Annotated in this window: 4 protein-coding genes; all 4 read right to left on the reverse strand. The window is 48.4% G+C overall.

Features of this window, described 5'->3' with window-relative positions; all coding sequences use genetic code 11:
* Positions 1–279: 279 nt before the first annotated feature.
* The 4 genes from F599_RS14530 to F599_RS0113055 all read right to left on the reverse strand — a co-directional run bounded on the left by F599_RS14530 (position 280) and on the right by F599_RS0113055 (position 2,568).
* On the reverse strand, positions 280–753 hold the full coding sequence (locus F599_RS14530; RefSeq protein ID WP_156022047.1) for a hypothetical protein: 474 nt from the start codon (positions 751–753) through the stop codon (positions 280–282).
* Between the two features lie 29 nt (positions 754–782).
* Positions 783–1,688: an ORF6N domain-containing protein gene (locus F599_RS0113045; protein WP_026328001.1), complete on the reverse strand. Its 906-nt coding sequence runs from the start codon at positions 1,686–1,688 to the stop codon at positions 783–785.
* A gap of 180 nt (positions 1,689–1,868) precedes the next feature.
* The gene (locus F599_RS0113050; protein WP_019543934.1) at positions 1,869–2,075 is read right to left on the reverse strand and encodes a hypothetical protein; all 207 of its coding nucleotides are present in this window, start codon (positions 2,073–2,075) and stop codon (positions 1,869–1,871) included.
* Between the two features lie 28 nt (positions 2,076–2,103).
* Positions 2,104–2,568, reverse strand: a complete 465-nt coding sequence (locus F599_RS0113055) for an ATP-binding protein (RefSeq protein WP_197018202.1) — start codon at positions 2,566–2,568, stop codon at positions 2,104–2,106.
* Between the last annotated feature and the right edge of the window lie 128 nt (positions 2,569–2,696).

Consider the following 2,696-nt stretch of genomic DNA (forward strand, 5'->3'; position numbering starts at 1 on the left):
CAGATTCCCTTATCAGCCTAGTAGTACATCTATATGTAGTAGTCAATACCAGAAGGGAACCGTGTATTTACTACTACATATAGATGTACTATACTCTGGCTCTGTGGAATCTGACCTAGGCTATACGTATTCCACCTAGCAATCCTTGTAGACTGAGGGTTCAACGTTGTGGTACTACAGATAAAGTACAACCCTCCATTTCATATTGAAAACTCGTTCCCTGCTATGCTGTAATCATAGCAGACAACGAGTACCTATAGTTGGACAGCGTGTCCAAAACTATATCTTTACTTTTAGTTCGGCGCAGGTTGCATAGAAAGCTTCTATATCGTCTCCGCAGTTTAGCGCATCCACCACGATAGCATCGAGGAGTGCACTCTCCGGCTCTAAGCTATGCCCTTCCAAACGAAACAGCTTGTCTGCTTCATCAAGGGAAAGGGGAATGCCCACACATATTTTTGCCACAGCCATGCGAGATATATTGCGACCTTTATTTTTAAGATTCCCACGGAGATATTTACGCATGGCATCCTCGGTAATCCCGGTCCGGGTTTCGAGTTTGGCAAAATTGCCGTCAAAATGATTATAAAAGAGATTTACAAACTCTTTTCTGAGTTTGGTGGAATTTTGCGCCAAGGCTCTTGGCAATGTGTCACCTTGGTGCAGGCGGTAGCTCACATCTTTTTCGGTGTCCCGAAATGATATGCCGTCCGAATCAAAATCATGTTTGCGGATATATTCTTTGGTAATCATAGAAAAGTCCATAACGTCCTAACCTTTTTTCATAGTCTACCTAACAACTCCCGCACCAGTGCCTCATCCGACAGCAGTGAGATGGCAAAGCACTTCTTTCCGGCAACCTTGAGGGATGCGCCGATATGGTACGCCTCTTTGTGGTCGAGAATCAGAAAGCGATCATGAAAAGCGTTGGTATGCTTAACGATCAGTGTTGGGTATTGGCCGTTGAATTTGGCGATATCTGCTGCTGTCAGTTTCGTATTGCTGAAGGTGTAGATTTCCACGTCTACATTTGTCTGTTTCTTAGCTAGCAGATTCAAGGTGCCGATATCCACATAGCCGTCAATCAAAATGATGTCCGTCGTGGCCTTCTGTATGAGGCTTACCAACAGGCTGAAGGCATCGTAGATTTGGCCATCAAAGAATATCTTCTGGCTGGACTCAGTATGGGAGTGGATGAAGTCGAATATTTGCTCGAATTTTTCATCGGTTTCCTTCTGATAGGTGAGTTGCTTCAGTTCCACCCGCTCGATATGCTCGAAAAGCTGGGCATTATGGGCAATGAATCGGCGCATCTCCACGAAGGCATCCATGATGCGGAGGCTGACCTCTATGGCAACATCGCTGCGGAGGACAGCCGACAGCATGGCTATGCCTTGCTCCGTAAAGGCATAAGGAGGGACACGCCGTCCGCCATGTGCGGAACTTGACATCACAATTTGTGATGTCAAGTTTGCCGCCTCTTCCTTAGTCAGTTGGAAGCAATATCTTTCCGGGAATCGTTTTTGATTCCGCTTCACAGCTTGATTCAAGACTCGTGTCTCCACTTGGTAGAGCATGGCGAGGTCGCTGGCAAGCATTACCTGTTGGTTACGAATGGTATAAATCAGTCGGCTGATGTTTGGCGTATCCGTGGTAGCTGGGACGGACACGGGCTGGATTTCGTTCATATTATCGCTATCTCCCATTGAGGATTCAAATTGGAACCTCAAGTTTTTAATCCTCCCACTTGGTGAGCGAGGTCGTTAACATCCTTTGAGTTAATTCGCCAAATAGACCTTTTCTCCTGCCTCGAAAGGATAATTTCCTGTACCTCCATCCGCAAGCCCCGCCACCGACAGTGATTTGCCTCAAGCCTCTCTGCCGTTGTAGCAGACCTTCTCCTCAAAGTACCGCCGATTCACTCGTCCCCGGAAGGTGAGCTTGCCCATCGCCTCCAGTTCCGCATTGAGCTGCTTGATAATCTGATAGGTAGTGTTCTTTCCAACGCCTGCCTCTGCCATGACTTCCTCCACGCTCATCAGCGTGGACGGCGATGCTACTCGTCCGTTTCTCATATCATACCAATTCCTTTCTTTTTGCCCGTTAGTGCTTTTTTTGTGGCAGGAATACCTGCCCTGACTTGCGGAGGGATTCACCCGTGAACATCAGCGCCATGTTCGCATGGCGAAGCCTGTCAATCAGCCACATCTCGTAGGTTCCTTTCATTTCCTCAAAGGTCAGGTTCGAAGTGATACTGCAAGGAAGCATACGGGTGTACCCTTCTGTGAGGATGGAGTCCACCTTGCTCCGCACCCATCCCACATCTGTGTTCTCGCTCCCAAGGTCGTCCACCACGAGAAGCTGGGTGGTACGGATGCGTTGTTCGAAGCGGACGCAATCCTCCTTGTTCATGGCGTGACGGGTGAAAATCTCATCCATGAGCGTGGTCATGGGGATGAAGTAGCAGGAACCCCCACGGGCGATCTGGACGCGCATGATGGCAACCGAGAGGGTGGTTTTCATCGTGCCGCAAGCCCCCAAGAGAATCAGCCCTTTCCCCTTTGCCACGTTCTCGGCCAAATGGTCGGCATATTGGCCTTACCCCCGACGATTAGACTCTTTAAACGAAAGGAAGCTCTTTAAATCTTAAAATTGCTTGGTTTTACATACCTTTCCGGATCCTTATGGGTTGCAAC

The organism is Selenomonas bovis DSM 23594, from assembly GCF_000381005.1.
Taxonomy (GTDB): domain Bacteria; phylum Bacillota; class Negativicutes; order Selenomonadales; family Selenomonadaceae; genus Selenomonas_C; species Selenomonas_C bovis.

What these genes read in the sequence shown, in the direction of transcription:
- F599_RS14530 (WP_156022047.1), bottom strand. Translation starts at nt 753, where the DNA reads ATGATTACCAAAGAATATATCCGCAAACATGATTTTGATTCGGACGGC.
- F599_RS0113045 (WP_026328001.1), bottom strand. Translation starts at nt 1,688, where the DNA reads ATGAACGAAATCCAGCCCGTGTCCGTCCCAGCTACCACGGATACGCCA.
- F599_RS0113050 (WP_019543934.1), bottom strand. Translation starts at nt 2,075, where the DNA reads ATGAGAAACGGACGAGTAGCATCGCCGTCCACGCTGATGAGCGTGGAG.